The 20,583-nt window shown below is 59.4% G+C and carries 18 protein-coding genes; 2 read left to right on the forward strand and 16 right to left on the reverse strand.

The window, feature by feature from the left end:
• Positions 1-71 precede the first annotated feature (71 nt).
• The 5 genes from ABVN21_RS09480 to ABVN21_RS09500 all read right to left on the reverse strand — a co-directional run bounded on the left by ABVN21_RS09480 (position 72) and on the right by ABVN21_RS09500 (position 6,122).
• Positions 72-1,223 (reverse strand): acyl-CoA dehydrogenase family protein, encoded by a 1,152-nt coding sequence (locus tag ABVN21_RS09480; protein WP_339554582.1) that lies wholly within the window; start codon positions 1,221-1,223, stop codon positions 72-74.
• 3 nt (positions 1,224-1,226) lie between these two features.
• A complete protein-coding gene (locus tag ABVN21_RS09485; protein ID WP_339554583.1) occupies positions 1,227-2,333 on the reverse strand; it encodes an enoyl-CoA hydratase/isomerase family protein in 1,107 nt (368 codons plus the stop codon).
• Positions 2,334-2,528: 195 nt separating this feature from the next.
• Positions 2,529-3,236 (reverse strand): HPP family protein, encoded by a 708-nt coding sequence (locus ABVN21_RS09490; protein ID WP_339553703.1) that lies wholly within the window; start codon positions 3,234-3,236, stop codon positions 2,529-2,531.
• Positions 3,237-3,391: 155 nt separating this feature from the next.
• Complete coding sequence (locus ABVN21_RS09495) at positions 3,392-4,570, reverse strand: MFS transporter (RefSeq protein WP_339553704.1); 1,179 nt, start codon at positions 4,568-4,570, stop codon at positions 3,392-3,394.
• A gap of 172 nt (positions 4,571-4,742) precedes the next feature.
• A complete protein-coding gene (locus tag ABVN21_RS09500) occupies positions 4,743-6,122 on the reverse strand; it encodes a UDP-glucose/GDP-mannose dehydrogenase family protein (protein ID WP_339553705.1) in 1,380 nt (459 codons plus the stop codon).
• 247 nt (positions 6,123-6,369) lie between these two features.
• On the opposite strand from ABVN21_RS09500, the gene ABVN21_RS09505 reads away from it, so the two are divergent.
• Positions 6,370-7,308: a tyrosine-type recombinase/integrase gene (locus tag ABVN21_RS09505; protein WP_339553706.1), complete on the forward strand. Its 939-nt coding sequence runs from the start codon at positions 6,370-6,372 to the stop codon at positions 7,306-7,308.
• Positions 7,309-7,318: 10 nt separating this feature from the next.
• Here ABVN21_RS09505 and ABVN21_RS09510 read toward each other — a convergent pair whose 3' ends face one another.
• From ABVN21_RS09510 to ABVN21_RS09555, 10 genes are all read right to left on the reverse strand, one after another.
• Complete coding sequence (locus ABVN21_RS09510) at positions 7,319-8,389, reverse strand: ABC transporter ATP-binding protein (protein WP_339553707.1); 1,071 nt, start codon at positions 8,387-8,389, stop codon at positions 7,319-7,321.
• A complete protein-coding gene (locus tag ABVN21_RS09515; protein WP_339553877.1) occupies positions 8,386-9,984 on the reverse strand; it encodes an iron ABC transporter permease in 1,599 nt (532 codons plus the stop codon). The genes ABVN21_RS09510 and ABVN21_RS09515 overlap by 4 nt, the downstream gene beginning before the upstream one ends.
• A 3-nt stretch (positions 9,985-9,987) precedes the next feature.
• A complete protein-coding gene (locus ABVN21_RS09520) occupies positions 9,988-11,001 on the reverse strand; it encodes an iron ABC transporter substrate-binding protein (RefSeq protein ID WP_339553708.1) in 1,014 nt (337 codons plus the stop codon).
• A 208-nt stretch (positions 11,002-11,209) separates the two neighbouring features.
• Positions 11,210-11,776: a PqiC family protein gene (locus tag ABVN21_RS09525; protein ID WP_339553709.1), complete on the reverse strand. Its 567-nt coding sequence runs from the start codon at positions 11,774-11,776 to the stop codon at positions 11,210-11,212.
• A 17-nt stretch (positions 11,777-11,793) separates the two neighbouring features.
• Positions 11,794-13,470 carry an MlaD family protein gene (locus ABVN21_RS09530; protein WP_339553710.1) on the reverse strand — a complete coding sequence of 559 codons (1,677 nt, stop codon included), beginning with the start codon at positions 13,468-13,470 and terminating at the stop codon, positions 11,794-11,796.
• Positions 13,451-14,116 (reverse strand): paraquat-inducible protein A, encoded by a 666-nt coding sequence (locus ABVN21_RS09535; RefSeq protein ID WP_339553711.1) that lies wholly within the window; start codon positions 14,114-14,116, stop codon positions 13,451-13,453. The genes ABVN21_RS09530 and ABVN21_RS09535 overlap by 20 nt, the downstream gene beginning before the upstream one ends.
• The gene (locus tag ABVN21_RS09540; protein WP_339553712.1) at positions 14,113-14,709 is read right to left on the reverse strand and encodes a paraquat-inducible protein A; all 597 of its coding nucleotides are present in this window, start codon (positions 14,707-14,709) and stop codon (positions 14,113-14,115) included. Before ABVN21_RS09540 ends, ABVN21_RS09535 begins: the two co-directional genes overlap by 4 nt.
• Before the next feature lie 202 nt (positions 14,710-14,911).
• Entirely contained in the window at positions 14,912-16,213 is a 1,302-nt protein-coding gene (locus ABVN21_RS09545; protein WP_339553713.1) for an FAD-binding oxidoreductase, read from the reverse strand.
• Positions 16,210-17,298 carry a polyamine ABC transporter substrate-binding protein gene (locus ABVN21_RS09550; protein WP_339553714.1) on the reverse strand — a complete coding sequence of 363 codons (1,089 nt, stop codon included), beginning with the start codon at positions 17,296-17,298 and terminating at the stop codon, positions 16,210-16,212. The genes ABVN21_RS09545 and ABVN21_RS09550 overlap by 4 nt, the downstream gene beginning before the upstream one ends.
• A gap of 159 nt (positions 17,299-17,457) precedes the next feature.
• Entirely contained in the window at positions 17,458-18,816 is a 1,359-nt protein-coding gene (locus ABVN21_RS09555; protein WP_339553715.1) for a glutamine synthetase family protein, read from the reverse strand.
• Positions 18,817-18,977: 161 nt separating this feature from the next.
• Between ABVN21_RS09555 and ABVN21_RS09560 the strand changes: the two genes are divergently transcribed.
• The gene (locus ABVN21_RS09560; protein ID WP_339553716.1) at positions 18,978-19,910 is read left to right on the forward strand and encodes a helix-turn-helix domain-containing protein; all 933 of its coding nucleotides are present in this window, start codon (positions 18,978-18,980) and stop codon (positions 19,908-19,910) included.
• On the opposite strand, the gene ABVN21_RS09565 is transcribed toward ABVN21_RS09560, so the two are convergent.
• Positions 19,907-20,503: a cupin domain-containing protein gene (locus ABVN21_RS09565; protein ID WP_339553717.1), complete on the reverse strand. Its 597-nt coding sequence runs from the start codon at positions 20,501-20,503 to the stop codon at positions 19,907-19,909. The genes ABVN21_RS09560 and ABVN21_RS09565 overlap by 4 nt on opposite strands.
• Positions 20,504-20,583: the final 80 nt, after the last annotated feature.

The following is a 20,583-nucleotide window of genomic DNA, read 5'->3' on the forward strand; positions in this document are numbered from 1 at the left end:
GGGCATACACAATATTTGTGAACGACCGAGAACCCTCTAGGAGCTGGCTTGCCAGCGATGCTTTTAGAGCCTCAAACCAGATAGTTCTTCAATTCCCGCGCAATCACCATCCGCTGAATCTCGCTCGACCCTTCATAGATCTGCGTGATCCGTGCATCCCGGTAATACTTTTCTACCGGGTAATCCTCCAGATACCCATACCCGCCATGAATCTGTATCGCTGACGAACAGACTTTCTCGGCCATCTCCGACGCAAACAGCTTGGCTTGCGAAGCCTCTGACAGGCACGGCTTGCCGGCAGTGCGCAAACGTGCGGCGTGCAGGATCATCAGGCGTGCTGCGTTCAGTTGCATGTGCATGTCCGCCAACAGGTTGGCAATGCTTTGGTGCTCGATGATCGGTTTGTCGAACTGCACGCGATCGCGCGAATAGGCCAGCGCCGCTTCAAACGCCGCGCGGGCAATGCCCAGCGCCTGGGCGGCGATGCCGATGCGCCCGCCTTCGAGGTTGGACAGGGCAATCGCCAGGCCTTTGCCGCGTTCGCCGAGCAGGTTGGCCTCGGGTATGGTGCAGTTGTTCAGCGTGACCGCACAGGTGTCGGACGCGCGGATGCCCATTTTGTGTTCCGTGCGATCGACGATGAACCCGGCAGTGTCGGTCGGCACCAGGAACGCTGAGATACCGCGCTTGCCCAAATCAGGATCAGTCACGGCAAACACGATCGCCAATTTGGCCCGTTTACCATTGCTGACGAATTGCTTGGCGCCGTTGATTACCCATTGGCCGTCGCGCAGTTCAGCGCGGGTGCGCAGGTTGTGCGCTTCGGAACCGGCCTGAGGCTCGGTCAGGCAGAAGCAGCCGATGACCTGACCGCTGGCCAGATCCGCCAGCCAGGTCTGTTTCTGTTCTTCGCTGCCGTAGTTGAGCACCGGCCCGCAACCCACGGAGTTGTGGATGCTCATGAATGCACCGGTGGCGCCGTCGCCGGCCGAGATTTCTTCCACTGCCAACGCATAGGCGACGTAGTCGACATAGGTGCCGCCCCATTCCTCGGGCACCACCATGCCCAGCAGGCCCAGTTCACCCATTTTCGCCACCAGACCGTCGTCGATCCAGCCAGCCTTTTCCCACGCCTGGGCGTGGGGCGCGATTTCGCCGCGGGCAAAGTCCCGCGCCATGTCGCGGATCATCACTTGTTCTTCAGTCAATTCGAGGTCGTGCATCGCTCAGCTCCCGCTCTCATCGAAACCGTGAAAGAAACTCGCGACATGCTCGGCGTCCAGCGCCTGCAAGGTCGGCGGGTTCCAGCGCGGGTTCTTGTCTTTGTCGATCAGCAAGGCGCGTACGCCTTCGATCAGGTCGCCGCGCTCGAACCACTGGCGGTCCAGGTGCAGCTCAAGGGCGAAACAGTTTTCCAGGCTCAACTGCCGGCCGCGACGCAGCATTTCCAGGGTCACACCCATGGCCAGCGGCGAACGGGTTTCCAGCAGGTCTGCGGTGGTCGTGGCCCATTCGTGGCTGTCGGCGACGGTCACTTCACGCAGTTGCTCAACAATACTCGGCACATCGGGCAGGGCGAAGAAGTGGTCGATGGCCGGGCGCAGCGCTTTCAGTGGTGCGTCGGGCAATTGTTGCACGGCCAGTTTCGCCAGCAGGCCTTGCAGGTCCTTGAGCGGCGTGTCGTGCCATTCCAGCTGTTCGAGTTTTTCGTCCAGCGTCGCCAGTTTGGTGCTGTCCAGATACCAGTCGGCAAGGCCGCAATAAAGCGCATCGGCGGCGCGAATCTGCACGCCGCTGACGCCCAGGTAAATTCCCAGCTCGCCGGGAATGCGCGGCAGGAAGTAGCTTGCGCCGACATCCGGGAAATAACCGATGCCGACTTCCGGCATCGCCAGACGACTTCTCTCGGTGACCACCCGCAGGTCAGCCCCTTGCACCAGGCCCATGCCGCCACCCAAGACAAAACCGTCCATCAGTGCCAGCACCGGTTTGCGGTAGTGGTGAATTGCGAGGTCGAGGGCGTATTCCTCGACGAAGAAATCTTCGTGCAACGTGTCGCCGCTTTTGAAGCTGTCATGCAGCGAACGAATGTCGCCGCCTGCACAGAAGGCTTTTTCGCCGGCACCGCGCAGGACCACCGCGTGCACCTGCGAATCCCGCGCCCAGGCATCGAGCTGACGTTGCAGGCTGCGGACCATTTCCAGGGTAATGGCGTTGAGACCGGCGGGGCGATTGAGGGTCAGGTGACCGATGTGGTTGCGAACCTCGGCCAATACTTCGTTTTGCGTGGCATCCCTGGACCGGATCGCCTTCGATGCAACCTGAGCAGTCATCAGTAACTCCCTGCTTTTATTGTTCTTTATAGAGAAGCTCGCGCGCGAGCGATGCAGGATCGTAACAGTGCAAATTTGTGATGTACAACCGGGATATGTGCAGGTGCTTACTGCATTTTTGCATGGTGCTCATGCGCCCCTGTGGCGAGGGAGCAAGCTCCCTCGCCACAAAGGTCAGTTGCGGCTCTGGCGTTGTCAGGCACTGCGGCTCAACACTTCCCCAATACTGCGGCGTTTAGCGTGGAGTTCGCTGGCATGAATCAGTTGTTCGAGGTCTTCCGGCGTAACGTCGAAGAACGCCTCCATGTCCGCCAGCGCCAGTTTCAGATCCTCGGCGGTGATCGCCTGACTGTCCGTGGGCGGATGATCGGCCGGCACCACGGCAACGGGTTCGCTGGGGCGTTTGGGGTAGCGGATACTCGTCAGATTGTTATAGGCGATGGCGCTGAGCAACATGACCGATGCGCCGAGCATGGCCGGGCCGAGTGCCTTCCAGTCCATAGCAATGGTTGCCGGGTCGGCCAGGACCAACGTCAACGCCAGGGCACCGGCCGGTGGGTGCAGGCAGCGCAGCCAGCACATCAACACCAGGGCCATGCCCGCCGCCAGACAAGCGCTGGTCAAGGTGCGACCGAGCACATGCGCAACCAACAGCGCCACCACGGCCGCGCTCAAGTAGCCGCCAATAATCGACCACGGCTGTGCCAACGCGCCGGAAGACACCGCGAACAGCAGCACCGCCGATGCGCCCAGCGGGCCGATCAGATGTTGCGCCACCTCGATGCCGAACACCTGGCCGCACAGCCAGACACTGAGCATGGTTCCTAAGGCCATGCCGATGGCGGCGCGGCTCCATTCAGTGGGGCGGGTGTTGATGGCGGCGGGCAACCAGCGAGCAAGCATGATGTGGATCGTTCCGATGACAAAACCGAAAAAAAAGGCTCGCCGGAAATACCCAGAAAGCCCTTGAAGTTGTTCCAACTATTGGGGGAGGAACGAGCACAGTGTGCCGATCATTTCAGATGCTGACAAATTCATATTAATGAACCTTCAGTTCATTATTTATGAAGTATAGGCACGCCACGGCCACTCATGAAACACAGCAATCCACCCAGCGCCGCGAGTGCGCTCAAGGCGTAAAACATGGTGGGCGCCGGCGTGTGCATCAGCAGGAAGCCGCAGATCACCGGGCTTAGTGCGCCACCGAGAGCGGCCAGGTTCTGCGCCCCGTAGTAACTTCCGCGCAGTTCTTGCGGGGCCAGGGTGTCGATGAAGAGAAATTCGGCCGGGTAAATGATGATTTCCCCGAGGGTGAAGATAAACATCGCCACGCACCAGCCCATCAGGCTATCCGCGAGGCTGAAGCCGATCAGGCCGAAAATGAACAGCGCAGTGCCTACAACGATCCAGTGGCGCAGGTGCTCGCGCTTAAGGAATCGTCCGATCTGATATTGCAGCAGGATCACGCTGATGGCGTTGCAGGCGAGCAGGGCGGCCATCACCTTGAGCGTGTTCTGGTCATCGCTGGTTACCAGCAAGTATTGCGAAAGATAGAAGGTGAAGCGGCCATGAACCACAGTGCTGAGCAGGCAGCCGAGGGTGAACATGATAAGGGTGCGGTCGTTTTTCAGGGTGATCAGGGTTTTAAGGAAGCTCTGCACTTGTCCGGTCGAAAGAGGCAGCGCCGGGTCTCTGGCGATCCCGGTGAGTAAGAATATGCTGAAAAACGCAATGCCAGCGGCGATCAGAAACGGTGCGATAGGATAAACCCCGGCAATCACCACGCCGAGCATCGGGCCGACGGCGTAGCCAATGTTGGTCAGGGTGTAGCTGAGGGAAAATGCCTTGGCACGTTGGCCCACGGGCAGGTTTTCACTCAGGATCGCTTTGGAGCCGATAAGAAACAACGCCGAAGCGGTTTCAGTGACCACCAGCGTGACGGTGGTCAGGTAGAGGTTTTCAGCGAAGGTCAGCAGCACCAGGCCAATCGCGCTGGAGAGCATGGTCAGCATCAGCAGTCGGCGCTTTTCCAGACGGTCGATGATGTAACCGCCATAGAGCGCGAGCAGCGTCGCGATGAACACCGCAATGCCCAGCAGCAAGCCAACGTCTTGTTGGTTGAGGCCGAGCTTGTTGCTCAGGAACAGCGTGAGCATCGGGCTGGTGATTGCGCGGCTGATGACGATAGTCAGCGAGCAGATCAGCAGCCGGCGGATGACGAGCGAATAGGTGGTCACGGGAAGTTGAAAGTCCTTGTTCGGTGCTGTAGCAATCCTCCCACAGGTGATTATCGATTCCCGTAGGAGCTGCCGAAGGCTGCGATCTTTATGTTGATCCTGGCGATGCAACGTCAAAAGATCGCAGCCTGCGGGAGCTCCTACAAGGGCGATGCGGTAAATCAGATAATAATCAGGCGACGATCGATGCCGCCGGCCAGCGCTGCAACGGAATCGGCAGCTGGCGCGATTCGCCACGGCCCATCGGGAAGTACAGGAAACCATTGCGCGCGAGGCGGTCTGCATCATAGAGGTTGCGACCGTCAAAGATCACCGGAGCATTGAGCCGTTGGCGAATAAGCTCGAAATCCGGCGCCTTGAACTGTTGCCATTCGGTGCAAATGATCAGCGCATCGGCGCCGGCCAGCACCGATTCCGGCGTGCCCATGAGCATCAGCTTCGATTCATCGGGATACAACTGCTGGGTTTCCTGCATGGCTTCTGGGTCGAAAGCGCGCACGTTGGCGCCAGCAGCCCACAGCGCTTCGAGCAAGACGCGGCTCGGGGCATCGCGCATGTCGTCGGTATTGGGTTTGAACGCCAGGCCCCAAAGGGCAAAGGTCTTGCCACGCAAATCGCCCTGGTAGAACGCCTTGATCCGCTCGAACAGCTTGTGTTTCTGCCGTTGGTTGATGGCTTCCACCGCTTGCAGCAGGTCGCTGGAGCAGTGGGCCTCTTCGGCGCTGTGAATCAGCGCGCGCATGTCCTTGGGGAAGCACGAGCCACCATAACCGCAGCCGGGGTAGATGAAGTGGTAACCGATGCGCGAATCGGCGCCGATGCCCAGCCGAACCGATTCGATGTCCGCGCCCAGGTGTTCGGCCAGTTCGGCAATCTGGTTGATGAAGCTGATCTTGGTCGCCAGCATGCAGTTCGCGGCGTACTTGGTCAGCTCGGCGCTGCGCAGGTCCATAAACATGATCCGGTCATGGTTGCGGTTGAACGGCGCGTACAGGTCACGCATGACGTCGCGCACTTCTTCGCGCTCGCAACCGATGACGATGCGATCCGGGCGTCGGCAGTCGGCCACGGCCGAGCCTTCCTTGAGAAATTCGGGGTTGGAAACGATATCGAATTGCAGCAAGCGCCCTACCTTGATCAGGCACTTGTCGATGTGCGCGCGCAAGGTATCGCCGGTGCCCACCGGGACCGTGGATTTCTCCACCAAAATTACCGGTTGTTCGCGATGGCGTGCCACGGCGTCGCCCACCGACAGCACGTAGCGCAGGTCCGCCGAGCCATCGTCCCGGGACGGCGTGCCGACCGCGATGAACAAGACCTGGCCGTGTTGCACCGCGAGTTTTTCATCGCTGGTGAACTGCAGCCTTTTAGCGTCCAGGCTTTCGCGCACCAGGCTGGCCAGCCCCGGCTCGAAAATGCTCACGTGGCCCTGTTGCAGCAGCTCGACTTTTTTCTGGTCGATATCCATACACACCACGTCATGGCCAACTTCTGCCAAGACCGCTGCCTGCACCAGACCGACGTAACCGCTACCAAACACACTGATTTTCATGAGGCACTCCTGTCCCGATCGACTCCGGTTCAGGATTAACACGGCCATATTTCAGTTCATCTATCGCCCAGACACCGGCCACTGCCGCACGGTAATTGACATTCCGTGCCTTGGGCGGCAGCGTAGCGCCCCATGCCGATCCGATAACGCGGATTACCTGTGGCGAGGGAGCTTGCTCCCTCGCCACGGGCGTAACGCCCGATCCTTTTTTGCTTACTTTCAGTATTTTTATTCAAGGCCGTTTCGTTTGACTGACTTGCCCGCTGTTGCTGCAAATACTCCCCAGACCAATCCGCTCACCGTGTACCTGGCGCGACTCGCGCCGTCCAGCCAACTGACCATGCGCTATGTGTTGCAGGATGCCGCCGACCGCTTGGGCTTCGAAGACGTGAACATCGAGGAAATTCCCTGGCACAACCTGCAACCCGAGGATGTGATTGCGCTGGTGGCCACGTTACGTGCCGATGGTTATGCCCCGAACACTTCGTCGCTGTACGTCAATGCCGTGCGCGGGGTGATGAACGAAGCGTGGCGCATGAGCCTGATCAGCCAGGAACACTTGCTGAAAATGCGCTCGGTCAAGGGTATTGCCGGTACACGGCTGTCCCAGGGGCGCAACCTTCGGCGCTCGCTGATCCAGGAGTTGATGGAAGTCTGCGCTGCCGATCCACGGCCGCAGGGGCTGCGGGACGCGGCGATCATCGGGATTCTGTACGGCTCGGGGATGCGCAAATCGGAATCGGTGAACCTCGATCTGAATCAGGTCGATTTCACCGAACGCAGCCTGCGGGTCATCGCCAAGGGCAACAAGCAGTTGATCAAATACGCTCCGGCCTGGGCCTTTGCCAAACTCGACGCCTGGCTGGAGCTGCGCCGCTCAATGCTCAAAGAAGGTGAGGTGGACGATCCGTTCCTGTTCAACCGTATACGTCGTGGCAGCCACATCACCCGCGAGCGCATCACCAAACATGCGATCTATTACATTGCCCGGCAGCGTGGTGCGCAGGTCGGGGTGAAAATCATGCCCCATGATTTCCGTCGTTCATTCATTACTCGAGTGATCGAGGAACACGATCTGTCGATCGCGCAGAAACTCGCCCATCACAGCAACATCCAGACAACGGCCAACTACGATGTGCGCGATGACAACGAACGGCGCCGCGCGGTGGACCGATTCGATCTTTGACGGTTGGCGCTCAAGGTTCACTCAGCACGTGGGCATGGCCGATGGTGGAAACGTGAACCGCGCTGCCGGCCGGTGGCGCATACATGCCCGAGCTGCGCACCAGCAGTGATCGACCGGACTGCTCACCGGAGGCCGAGGACTGCAACTCCACTGTCAGCGTGCAGGTATTGCCGCTGAAATCCCGCTCGGTGACCACGGCGCGGCAACCCACGACTTCCGCGGTATGGGGCTGGATACTGGCCAACTGAAGTTGCTCGGGACGCAGCATGATTTGCGCCGCGCTGTTGTTGCGGTGGTTGTTGACCGGTATCCGCCCCAGATCGCAATGGGCCCAACCGGCTTCGATGCGGGCGGGCATGACTACGGCGTCGCCGAGAAACAGCGCAGTCTGGACGTCGTCAGGGTAGCGATACAGGTCCAGCGGATGCCCAGACTGCACGAGCCGGCCATGGCGCATGACTGCCAGTTGATCGGCGAAGGACAGCGCCTCGCTCTGGTCATGAGTCACCAGAATGGTGGTGACGCCTGCCTCGGCCAGCAACCGTGCGACCAGTTTGCGCATGGTCGCGCGCAAACCGGTATCAAGCGCCGAAAACGGTTCGTCCAGCAGCATCAACCGTGGTTGTTGGGCCAGAGCGCGTGCCAGGGCCACACGTTGTTGCTGACCGCCCGAAAGTTCGTGGGGCCAACGCTCGGCCATGTGCGCGTCCAGGGCGACACTGTCCATCAACTCCGCAATTCTTTGCTGTTTTTCGCTGCCCTTTATCGACAGCCCGAAGCCGATGTTGGAGGCCACGGTCATGTGCGGAAACAACGCGCCATCCTGTGGAACGTAGCCGATCAGGCGTTGGTGCGCGGGTACTTCATGGGTGCTGTCGACCAGGGTCTGGCCGTTGAGCGACAGGCGACCGCTGTCGGGAAACTCGAAACCGGCGATCATCCGCAGCAACGTGGTTTTACCCGACCCCGACGGGCCGACGATCACCGTGCGGCTGCCAGTGGGTACTGACAGGCTGACGTTTTCCAGGGCCCGATGGGAGCCATAGGACTTCGAGATCGAATGCAGTTCTAAAGCGTTCATCGGCCAGCCGTTTTTTTGGATTGGTGATAAAGGAGTCCGGTCAGCGGCATCGATAGCACAATCATCAACAGGGCATAGGGTGCCGCCGCGGCGTAATCGATTTCGCTGGTCATCGCCCAGAACCCGGTCGCCAGGGTGCGCGTCCCGTTCGGGGCGAGCAGCAGGGTAGCGGTCAGTTCATTGGTGATCGCCAGGAAGACCAATGCAGCGCCAGCTGCGGCCCCCGGTGCGGCCAGGCGCAGGGTGATCAGCCACAATGCCCGGGCCGGCGAACGGCCCAGGCTGCGGGCGATGTTTTCCAGCTCCACCGGCGCCTGGGCGATGCCGGCACGCAGGCTCACTAACGCGCGCGGCAGGAACATCAGCAGGTAAGCCAGCAGCACAGTGATCGTGGTCTGGTAAATCGGCCGGGCAAAATGGATCGTGACCGTCACCAAGGCCAGCGCAACGACAATTCCCGGTAATGAGCTGGTGATGTAGTTGCAGCTTTCCAGCAGGCGTTGCAGTCGTCCGGGGGAGCGGATCGACAGCCAGGCAATCGGGATCGCTGCACAGGTGGTTAACGCCGCCCCCGCCACGCCGAACAGCAGGGTTTGCTGCAGCGCCGGCCACAGTTCGGTCAGGTCCCAGACTTCCATGCCCCCGGCGATCAGCCATCGACCGAGCGTCATCAATGGCACGCCCAGGGCGAGAACGCAGGTGATGATCAGCAGGGCAAAGGCGAGGGTTTTCGACGAAAGGCCCAGGCATACGATACGTTGCTCTCGGGCGCTACCCGAACCAACGCGGGCATAGCGCGCGGTGCCACGGGCCGCTGACTCCACCGTCAACATCAGCAGGCAGAACAGTGCCAACACACTGGCCAGCATGTGTGCGGCAGGACCGTTGAAGGTGGATTTGAACTGATCGAAGATCGCTGTGGTGAAGGTGTCGAAGCGGATCATCGCGTACAAACCGTATTCGGCCAGCAAGTGCAGACCGACGAGCAGGGCGCCGCCGCAAATCGCAAGGCGCAACTGCGGTAGTACCACGCGGAAAAATACCGCCCAGGGTTTCAGCCCCAAAGATTCGGCGACATCTTCAATGGCCGGATCGAGCCGGCGCAGGGTCGCTGCAACCGGCAGGTAAAGGAACGGAAAGTAAGCGATCACCGACACCAGCACGCCGGCGAACAAGCCGTGAATCGGCGGAACCAGACTGACCCATGCGTAGCTGTGCACGAACGCGGGCACCGCCAGCGGCGCGGTCGCCAGCAACGACCACCAGCGCCGACCGGGCAAATTGGTGCGTTCCGTCAACCAGGCCAGCGTCACTCCCAGGGTGATGCACAAGGGAATCGTCAGCAGCACCAGCAACAGGGTGTTAACCAGCAGTTCACCGACCCGTGGCCGGAACACCAGGGTAACAACGGTATCCCAGCCGGTTTGCAACGACACGCCGATGACATAGGCAATCGGTAGCAGCGCCAGCAACGAAACCAGCACCGACAAACCGACCACCCACGCGCCACCGCGGCTTGCAAACACGCCGCGTGATCGTCGACGCAGATGGGTGGGTGTCGTTTCGGCGACACCCACCGGCAAGATTTCAGGAATCAATTAAAGCAGTCCCGCCTGAGTCATCAGCTCCACGGCTTTTTTACTGTCGAGTTTCGAGGCGTCGACGGTGGGAGCGTCAAGCTGTTGCAAAGGCATCAGTTTTGGGTTGGATTCCGCGTTTTTGCCCACGGCGTATTCAAACGATTTACCGTTCTTGAGAATGGCCTGGCCGTCCTTGCCGGTAATCCATTTGAGGAAGGCCTGGGCTTGTTCCTTATTCTTGCTGGAAGCCAGGACGCCGCCGCCGGAGATGCTGACAAACGCACCCGGATCCTTGTGCTTGAAGTAGTGCAGGGCGGTGTTTTTGCTGTTCTCGCCGGTCTTGGCTTGATCCACGAAGCTGTAATAGTGGTAGATCACGCCGCTGTCGATCTGCCCGGCATTCACCGCTTTGAGCACGGAGCTGTTACCCCGGTAGGCAGTGAAGTTGGTTTTCATCGCCTTCAGCCATTCGAGGGTTGCGGCTTCACCTTTCTGTTCCAGGATGGCGGCGACGATGGCCTGGAAGTCGGCACCGCCCGGCGAGGCGCCCCAGCGACCTTTCCAGCTTGGCGCGGCGAGGTCCATCAGCGATTTCGGCAGGTCGGTTTCTGGCAGTTTGCTCGGGTTGTAGACGAAAACCGTCGAACGCGCCGCGATCCCCACCCATTTGCCATGGGCCGGGCGGTACGCTGAATCGACTTGCTCCAGGGTGGCTTGGTCCACGGGCGCAAACAAGCCTGCGCCATCGACCAGGACCATCGCCGGGGAGTTTTCGGTCAGGAACACATCCGCTGGCGATTCTGCACCTTCCTGCACGATCTGGTTGCCCATTTCGGTGTCATCGCCGTTGCGCAAGGTCACTGGAATCCCGGTTTCTTGTGTAAACCCTTCGACCCAGGATTTGGTCAGGCTTTCATGCTGTGCGTTGTAGACCACGATGCCGACGGTATCGGCCGCATGGACCTGCCCGATGCTTAGCAAAGCGGTGGCCAGCAAGGCCTTTTTGAGGAACGAAGGGATAGGGGATTTCATGCGGCGCCAGCTCCTGTTTTTTTTAGTCTTGCAGGCTGATTCGAGCGAATCGACAAAGGAAGGACGTCAATTATTCTAGATCAATACGAATCATTTGCAGGTTTAAGGCGGCGCTAATGTAAAACCTCTAATGAGAAAAAATCGTCAATTGAGTTAACCAGCGAAACCTGTGGGAGCGAGCAGATTCACTCCCACAGTGGACCGCGTGTTACTGGCCGGCATTGACCGAAGGACAACTTTTTTGTGTACCCGCCGCTGCCTGGCTGATCAGGGCGGCCAGGCGTTTGACGTTGTTCTGCTGCGCGGCCACCAGCTCATCGATAGACGGTCCGGACGGAGTCTGCAAAGTGCTGCGGCAAGTTTCCATGACGGTCTCAGTTCCATTGCCGGTGCGAAGGCGCCATTTGACGTCAAGCAAACCGTACTGACCTGGCACCGAATCAAAGCGCTGTACCTCCACACGCACCGAAAGTCTTCGCTGCGGATTGTTGTTGATCATTTGGTCGTCCAGAGCACTGCGCAACTCATCCACCAGGCTGGCTCCCCACCACTCGGTTTCAAGGATCGCCATGCCGGTATTGCCTTGACGCACGACGATCTGCGGGCGATCTACCTGCGGCGGAACAGTGAGGCTTTCAATCTGGATATCCGCCGTATTGCGTGAACTGCCCGTCAATTGCGCGGGGGTCAACGTGTGAAACTGGATCGGATCGCTGCGGCAAGCGGTGAGCAATGACAACGCAGCGACCAACGTGATTTTCAGTGGAAAAGCCATGAATGTTGCTCCTGTGGTCATTTGCTCGGCGGCCCTTGCATATCCATCGGTGCGGCGTTAACCGGACGACCGCGAATCAGCGATTCCGGATGGCGGCCAAGGTAATCCGCCAGGTCACGCAAGGAACGCGAGGTGCGACCGAGTTCGTCCATGGTCTGCCCGAGTTTTTCCCGCTGCGGAGAGTCTTCGGCCAGGGTCGAGTTGGCCGATTGCAGGGTCGTATTGGCCGATTGCAAGGTCTTGCTCACATCCGTCAGGGTGGTTGTCACGCCAGGCAGTGTCTTGGCATTGAATTGCACCAGGCCTTTGCGCAGTTCGACGAGGTTGCTGTCCAGATTGCCGGCAATGCGCTCGATTGGCAGTTGATTGATCTTGTTGACCATGGCCTCGAGTTTTTCCTGCAATTGTTCGAGGCTGCCTGGAACGGTCGGAATACTGACCGGACGGGCGCTTTGATCAAACACGACTTTCTCTGCTTTAGGGTAGAAGTCGAGGGAAATGTACAGCTGGCCTGTCAGGAGATTGCCGGTGCGAGCCTGAGCGCGCAGCCCATTGTCGATAAAGGTGCCGATCACGCGTACGGCGGCGGCTTCATCGTTTGGATCGTGATTAAGTGTCTGGAGCATTTTCGTATGTGCACGGCCCAAGCGCTGCGGATAAATCATGATGCCGACGTTGACCGGGAAGGTGCGTTTTTTCGCGTCGAAATCCAGATTGACCGACACCACTTTGCCGATTTCGATGCCGAGAAATTCCACTGGGGCATCCACTTTGAGCCCGCGCAAGGCCTGGTCGAAACGCAAGGTCATAAACTGTCCCTTGCCACTCGGTGGGGCGAGGGCGGTTTGCTGGTCCTCGAACAGTTCGTAGGCATACTCCTCCGGGGCTGGTTTGTCGTCGGGGCTGTATTCCGGCGCACGAAACGCAATGCCGCCCACCAGGATGGCAGACAAGGACTCGGTCTTGACCGCAAAGCCATTGGCGCCGACGTTCACGTCGATCCCGCTGGCGTTCCAGAATCGGGTGTTCTCGGTGACGTACTGATCATTCGGCGCGTGAATGAATAACTCGATGTTCACGCCTTTGCCATCGGGGTCCAGCGCGTAGGCCACAACCTGGCCGACGGGAATCTTGCGGTAGTAGACCGGCGAGCCGATATCCAGCGAGCCCAAGTCCTGGGTATGCAAAGTAAAACGTTTGCCTGGCTCGCCATAGGTGATGGCTGGCGGGTTTTCCAGGCCTTTGAAGTTCTTCGAACGAGCATTGTCCTGGCCGATATCGGCGCCGATGTAATCCCCTGACAGCAGCGTATCGATGCCCGATACCCCGCCAGCACCGATACGCGGCCTAACCACCCAGAATTGCGAGTCTTTGCGGGTAAAGCTTTCTGCCTGTTTCACCAGTTTTATCGTCGCGTTCACGCTCTTCTGGTCGTTGCTCAGTGCCACGTCCGAGACATGGCCGATCACCACGTTGCGGTACTTGACCTCGGTTTTGTTGGCCGTCAAGCCATCACCGGTCTTGAAGGTTATGGTGATGGTCGGCCCTTCCTGCAAAATGCTGTGAACCACCAGCGATATCCCTACCAGTACCGCGACAATCGGCACGATCCATACCAGTGAAACGCCAAAACGGCTGGTCTTGATCGGAGCCTGTCCAGGGGGCAATGGCCCGTTAGTGGCTTGTGACTTCATCCGTGACCTCCTCGTTTGGGTTATCCCTCGCTTTATCCGGTTTTTTATCCCAGATCAGTCGCGGGTCGAAACTCATCGCTGACAGCATGGTGAATACCACCACCAGGCCAAAAAAAAGAATGCCCGGGCGCGGTTCGATATCGGCCAGGGCTTGAAATTTCACCAGGGAAGCCACCAGAGCAACCACGATGACGTCGAGCATCGACCAATAACCGATAAGTTCGACGAACCGATACATTTGCGATCGTTGCCTGAGCGCCCACTGGCTGTCGCGTTGAACGGTCACCAGCAGTACCGTCAGGGCGGCGAACTTGATGCCGGGTACCGCAATACTGGCGATGAAAATGATCAGGGCGATGTCCCAGGCGCCAGCCTCCCAGAACTCCAGCACGCCGCTCATGATCGTGCTGTCTGCACCGTTGCCGACCATCTTGGTGTTCATCACCGGTAACAGGTTGGCCGGGATGTAGAACACCAATGCGGTGATCATGTAGGCCCAGGTGCGGATCAACGAATTGGTCTTGCGTCGATGCAACGGTGCGCCACAGCGCTCGCATTCGTGAGGGTCATTGGTCATGTCACAGACCATCTCGCAGCTGTGGCACAGGCACAGGTTCAGATCGCTGGCGACTGGAGGCGTTGTCATAAGATGTCCCACAGTTCACGGATATCGCGTCCGGCAATGCGGATCATCATCAGGCTGAGGACGGCCAGGGCAAACAACCCTATGCCGGGCAGCACATCCAGCAACCCGGCGAGCTTGATGACCGCCACCATCGCCCCCAGCAGACACACTTCCAGCATGCTCCACGGCCTCAGGGCTTCCAGCCAGCGCATACAGAACTTGAAACCGGGCGAACGCTGGTTCTTGAGAGCGAAGGTCAAGACCCAGATCAGTAACAAGAGTTGGATGATGGGCGCGATGATCATGGCGATCGCCGCCACCATCGCAATGAACGTGATCGGCCCGAGACTTAACGCCAGCACCGAATCCCACAACGTGGCGCTGTTTTTCAAGCCTTTGAGGCTGATGCTCATGACTGGATAGAAATTGGCGAAAATCCAGACCACCAAGGCGGTGAACGTCAATGCCAGCCGTTGCTCCACGGTCAGGCCGTTATACCGCTGAAGTACGCCGCCGCAGCGCGTACACAGGGTTTTCTGATGTTTGGCGAGCGTTACTTTTTCGTATACGCAGTCGCAGTGCTCGCAGATGATCAGGTGATCCGTTATTGCCATAGGCCAGGCTCGATAGAGGGGCAGAATTGATGAGCACCCCCTCAATATAGAAGTGACTCGCAATTGAGCAAATCGAAAGGCTAAACAAAGAGATGGAAACGATCGGTAACTTTGTAGGAGCTGGCTTGCCAGCGAAGGCGGCCTTGAACATTGTGTTGTTCTTTCGGTCGCCATCGCTGGCAAGCCAGCTCCTGCAGGGGGGTCAGCCCAGTGCTTCGCGCATGCGGTACCAGAGCATGCCCAGCGCCAGCAGGGGCGAACGCAGTGCGCGGCCACCGGGGAAGGTCATGTGTGGCACGGCGCTAAAGACGTCGAAACCTTTACTGTGACCCGCATGGATCGCTTCGCCCAATAGCTTGGCGCACCAGTGGGTCACGTTCAGGCCGTGGCCGGAGTAGCCTTGGGCGTAGAACACGTTCGGGTACTGACTCAAGCGCCCGACCTGGGGAAAGCGATTGGCGGTGATGCCAATCTTGCCGCCCCATTGATAGTCGATGCGCACGTCCGCCAGTTGCGGGAAGACTTTGAGCATTTGTGGGCGCATGTAAACGGTGATGTCCCGAGGATCGCGTCCGGAATAATGACAGGCGCCGCCGAACAGCAGGCGCCGGTCCGCCGAGAGCCGGTAGTAATCCAGGCCGACTTTCTGGTCGCACAACGCCAGGTTGCGCGGGATCAACTGAGTGGCAAGCTCAGCCGACAAGGGCTCGGTGGCGATGATGTAGCTGCCCGCCGGAAGCACCTTGCCACTGAGTTTCGGTTCAAGTTCTTCCAGATGCGCATTGCAGCCCAAGACCAGATGGCTGGCGCGTACCGTGCCCCCGGCGCAACGAACTTGCACGGTGCTGCCGTGGATCAATTCCAGCACCGGACTTTGCTCGAAAATCCGCACGCCAAGGGACTGCGCGACTTTCGCTTCGCCCTGGACCAGGTTCAGCGGGTGCAGGTGCCCAGAGCCCATGTCGATCAGGCCGCCGGCATACACGCCAGAGTTGACGACCTGCTCACGGATCTGTGTGGATTCGACCAGGCGGGTTTCATGGGCATAAGCCGACTCATTCAGCGCAGCGTGTTCAGCCTTCAGCCCGGCAAACTGCGCCGGGGTGTTGGCAAGTTCGCAGAAACCCCAGCGCAAGTCGCAATCAATGCCATGCTCGCGGATACGATCGCCCACTACCTGTACTGATTCAGTCCCGGCCTGCTCCAGATAGCGCACGCCTTCAACACCCACATGCCTGGCAAAACCGCTGACGTCATGGCCGATGCCGCGAATCAACTGCCCTCCGTTGCGCCCGCTGGCGCCCCAGCCAATCCGCCGACCTTCGAGCAGGATCACCGAGAGCCCGCGCTGGGCCAGTTCGATGGCGGTGTTGACGCCGGTAAACCCGCCGCCAATTACGCAAACATCGGCCACCAGGTCTTCGGCCAGCGTCGGGTAGGGCGCCTTGCCGTGGGCCGACGCGGCGTAATAGGAATGGGCGTGTTCGTTGGTGTACTGGTTCATTTGTTGGACTTCACTTTGCTCCAGGAGCGCGTCATCAAGCGCATGATCGACTGCGGCGGCGTGGTCGAGATGTAGAGCTTGTCGAGGACTTCCTGGGGTGGGTAGACCTCTGGGTTGTTCACCAACTCAGGGTCCATGAATTGTTTGGCCGCCGGGTTCGGGTTGGCGTAACCGACCGAGGCACTGACCTTGGCGATCACTTGCGGATCGAGCAGGTAATTAATGAAGGCGTGGGCTTCTTTCGGGTTGCCGGCATCGGCGGGGATGGCCAACAGGTCGAACCACAAATTCGCGCCTTCCTTGGGAATGGCATAGGCAATGTTTACGTTGTTCTTGGCTTCCTTGGCCCGATTGGCGGCCTGGAACACATCGCCCGAGTAGCCGAACGCCACGCAGATGTCGCCGTTAGCCAAGTCCGAGACGTACTTGGACGAGTGGAAGTAGGTGATATACGGCCGGATGCTCAGCAACTTGGCTTCGGCTTTTTTGAAGTCCTCGGGGTTTTCGCTGCGCGGGTCCATGCCCATGTAGTTGAGCACCGCCGGGAACACTTCATCCGCCGAGTCCATCATCGACACGCCGCACGCGCTCAGCTTCTTGATGTTCTCCGGCTCGAACAGCACGGCCCAGGAATCGATGTGGTCGATGCCCAGCACTTGCTTGACCTTGTCGACGTTGTAGCCGATGCCGTTGGTCCCCCACAGGTACGGCACCGAATGTTCGTTGCCGGGGTCGTTTTTTTCCAGCAAGGCCAGCAGTTTCGGGTCCAGGTTTTTGAAGTTCGGCAGTTGCTCGCGGTCCAGCTTGAGGAACGCGCCGGCCTTCACTTGACGGGCCAGGAAGTGGTTGGATGGCACCACCACGTCATATCCGGTGCGCCCGGCGAGCAGTTTGCCTTCGAGGGTTTCGTTGGAGTCGAAAACGTCGTAGATCACCTTGATCCCGGTTTTGGCCTGGAAGTCGGCGAGGGTGGTTTCGCCGATGTAATCGGTCCAGTTGTAGACGCTGACCTGTGGCTGAGCCTGGGCAACGGCGCTGAACAATACCGCCAGCGCGACCGGGACCACGGATTTCAAAATACGCATATCGATACCTTCTTGGAATTATTGGGTTATCCCGATTTTTTCTGTCCGTACTGTAGGAGCCGGCTTGCTGGCGATAGGCGCAATGCGGTGTATCAGGTACACCCCGCCGCGCCTATCGCCAGTTCAAGCCGGCTCCTACGGGGGGCATGTATGTTGTTATTAGACGCTCAGCAACAGGAATTCCCGCTCCCACGAGCTGATCACGCGCTTGAAGTTCTCGTGTTCGGCGCGTTTCACCGCGACGTAGCCGCGCACGAACTTGTCGCCCAGGTAGCGGCCGATGGTGTCGCTCTCTTCCATCTGCGTCAGGGCGTCCTCGATGGTGATCGGCAGGCGCAGGTTGCGGCGTTCATAGGCGCGGCCCTGTACCGCAGCGCTCGGCTCGATGCCTTCAACCATGCCGATGTAGCCGCACAACAGGCTGGCGGCGATGGCCAGGTACGGGTTGGCGTCGGCGCCCGGCAAGCGGTTTTCCACGCGCATGGCTTCCGGGCTGGAAGTCGGCACGCGCAGGCCGACGGTGCGGTTCTCTTCGCCCCACTCGACGTTGACCGGTGCCGAAGTGTCCGGCAGAAAGCGGCGGAACGAGTTGACGTTCGGCGCGAACATCGGCAGCACTTTCGGGATGTACTTCTGCAAGCCGCCGATGTAGTGCAGGAACAGCGTGCTCATGCTGCCGTTTTCATCAGCGAAAATCGGCTTGCCCGTAGCGATGTCGACCACACTCTGGTGAATGTGCATGGCGCTGCCCGGCTCATCGCCAATCGGCTTGGCCATGAAGGTCGCGGCGACGTTGTGCTTGAGCGCAGCCTCGCGCATGGTGCGTTTGAACACGGTGATCTGGTCGGCCAGGTCCAGCGCGTCGCCATGACGGAAGTTGATCTCCATCTGCGCCGGGCCGTCTTCGTGGATCAGCGTGTCGAGGTCCAGGCCTTGCAGCTCGCACCAGTCGTAAACGTCCTCGAACAGCGGATCGAATTCGTTGGCGGCATCGATGGAGAACGACTGACGACCGCTTTCCGCACGGCCCGAACGGCCCATCGGCGCTTTCAATGGCAAGTCCGGGTCTTCACAGCGCTGGGTCAGGTAGAACTCCATTTCCGGCGCAACGATCGGCTTCCAGCCTTTGTCGGTGTACAACTGCAGCACTTTTTTCAGCACGTTGCGCGGCGACAGTTCGATCGGGTTACCGAACTTATCGAAGGTGTCGTGAATCACGATGGCAGTCGGCTCGATCGCCCATGGAACGACGTACACCGCATCGGCCACCGGCTTGCAGACCATGTCGATGTCGGCCGGGTCGAGCAGGTCGTAGTAGATGTCGTCGTCGACAAAGTCCCCGGTTACCGTTTGCAACAGCACACTTTCCGGCAGGCGCATGCCTCGCTCATGCAGGAACTTGTTGGTGGGTGCGATTTTGCCGCGTGCAATGCCGGTCAGGTCACTGACGACGCACTCGACTTCGGTAATCTTGTGATCTTTCAGCCACGTGAACAGCTGATCGAAAGGGGCATTCATAAAGACCTCGTTATTGGTTTTGTTAACGCGGGAGAAAGCCGATTCGTCTGTAGGACACTTCCCCTGTGGCGCGTTGACGTCTATCTTGGGCGAGGCTCAACGTTCCATCTATCCACTTTAAGCAGCACAAAGCGCACCAAAAGAGTGCGCAAAGGTCGCCCATGACAGTGTGTAATCCGCTCCAGGTTCAAGCGTTCAATACCGCCGATGTGGCCGAGCAAATCCGCGCCACACCGGGTTGGGTCCAGCATTACCAGCAGATGTCACCGGGGCATTTCGCCGGTCTGGTGCGCTATCTGGACTTGCAGGGTGTGGAGATTTACGAGGAACACATGAACACTCGGGTCGAGCAGAATTTCAGCGCGCCGCAAGGGTCGCTGGCGTTCTGTTTCGATCGCAGCGATAACGCGCTTTACGTGTTGAATGGCGAAAGCCGCAACATCTGGATCACCCCGGAGAACTACCAGGAAATCGCCGTGGTGTTCGGGCCGGAGTTTGTCCAGCGCCATGCGCTGGATGTCGCCAGGCTTGAGGGGCTGTTCATGGCGCCGCTCAATTCGCAGCAGAACGCATTGTTCAGTCGCTGGCTCAGCGGCACGCTGACGCGCTTGTCGCAGACCTTCGACCCGCCGAGCCGCGAAGCACTGACTGAGCAATTGCTCGACGATTGCCTGTTCATCCTCGACAACGCTTGTGTGTGCCTGGACCAGGGCGCCTTGCAGCGCCGGGCCGGGGAGCGAGCGATCATGAAACGGGTAGGGGAATGGGCGGCGGATACGCCGGAAGAGCACCTGAATTTGCTGGAGCTGTCACAGGTCGCCGGGGTCTCACTGCGCCAGTTGCAGCATGCGTTCAAGACCTACACCGGCATGGCGCCCACCCAATGGCTACGTTTGCGTCGACTCAACAGCGCCCGCCGCGAACTGCTCGGCAGCACACCAACGCAAACCACTGTCGCCGAGGTGGCGATGCATTGGTCGTTCTGGCATTTGGGACGGTTTTCCAGCAGCTACCGCGCATTGTTCAAGGAGTTGCCGAGCGACACGTTGAAACGCGTGAGCGCCGCGCAACCGAATGGACGCGGACGGCGTTAGAAGGTTGGTGGGGTGATCACCCAGATCACTACTGCATCGACGTCGCCGGGGTTGCCGTAGCGATGCGGTTCCTGGCTGGAGAAGCTGAAACTGTCGCCTTCGTTGAGCTGGAAGTAACGCTCGCCCACCCATAATTCGAAACTCCCCGAAAGCAGGTATCCGGCTTCTTCGCCTTCGTGGCTGTAGCTTTGCTGGCTGTAGGTGCCGGGCGGGAAACGCGAATGGAGCATTTCCAGTTGCTGGTTGGGTTGTGGAGTCAGTAACTGGTCGATGATGCCGTCTTCGTAATGCACGCTCAGACGACTGTTCTTGCGCACGACAATGCCGTCGTCTTCGGGGGCGGTGACCGCTTCGCTGGCGAAGAACCACTGGATGGTTACGCCGAGGGCGCGGGCGATGTTGAACAGCGCCGGAATCGACGGGTAGGCGAGGTTGCGCTCCAGTTGGCTGATGTAGCCGGCGGTGAGTTCGCTTTGTTGCGCCAGTTCCGCCAGGGTCATGCCCCGGCGTTTTCGCAGGCCGCGAATGCGCGTGCCGAGAAAGTGCGGTTCGGCGGCGCCGGTTGCGGTCTGGGTCTTGCTGTTATTGCTCATGGTGAGTTCCGAACCGGTCGAACATGAAACTCTGTAGGAGCTGGCTTGCCAGCGATGGACTCGACAACACCGCAGTTATC

Origin of the sequence: Pseudomonas sp. MYb327 (genome assembly GCF_040438925.1) — a bacterium.
Classification (GTDB): Bacteria; Pseudomonadota; Gammaproteobacteria; order Pseudomonadales; family Pseudomonadaceae; genus Aquipseudomonas.